General features: G+C 64.9%; 2 protein-coding genes. Both read right to left on the bottom strand.

The features are described 5' to 3' along the window. The coding region (locus LPA54_RS35355) for an HU family DNA-binding protein (RefSeq protein ID WP_228984681.1) at window positions 1-201 on the bottom strand (201 nt) is incomplete at its 3' end. A gap of 135 nt (window positions 202-336) precedes the next feature. Continuing rightward, window positions 337-567 (bottom strand): hypothetical protein, encoded by a 231-nt coding sequence (locus LPA54_RS35350; RefSeq protein ID WP_228918304.1) that lies wholly within the window; start codon window positions 565-567, stop codon window positions 337-339. Between the last annotated feature and the right edge of the window lie 25 nt (window positions 568-592).

Here is a 592-nt window from a genome sequence, read left to right as displayed (position 1 = left end):
GCGCTCCCCCGTCTGCGGGTTCCGGGCGTAGCGGGCCGGGCGGTCGACCTTCTCGAACGAACCGAAGCCGGTGACCGAGACCCGCTCCCCCGCGACGACCGCGCGGACGATGGCGTCCAGTACGTGGTCGACGGCGTCGGCGGCCTGCTGGCGGCCGCCCACCTTGTCGGCAATCGCTTCTACGAGCTGCGCCTTGTTCACGTCTTCCCCTTCGGAGACATCGCCAGAACGAATGTGTTCAAGCTTTTCGCACGTTAGGCAGATATATACCGCAAATCAAACACGAAACGGGCTAATCACCCTTGTGCCGCAACGGACTCGGTTGTCTCGACTGGCTCAGCGTTGCTCGTCGGGGATTCGTCCCTCGTCGAGGTCCGCCATGAACCGCTCCAGACGCCTTGCCGCACCGGCGAGATCGTGCTTGGCCGCGGCCGTAATGACCAACAGCTTCCGGGTCAGCGCCATCCGTACGCCCTCCGGGACTTGCAGTGCGCGCACCCTCGAGTGCGCTTCCTTGAGCCGGACCGCGACCGCCGTACAGAGCTGGAGTTGGCCGTCGTGTTCCATGCACAGATTGTGCCATCTGGGGCGA

The sequence above is a fragment of the Streptomyces sp. DH12 genome (genome assembly GCF_020873895.1).
Lineage (GTDB): Bacteria > Actinomycetota > Actinomycetes > Streptomycetales > Streptomycetaceae > Streptomyces.
Note: the sequence above shows the minus strand (reverse complement) of the source record. Positions and strands in the feature narration are given on the sequence as shown.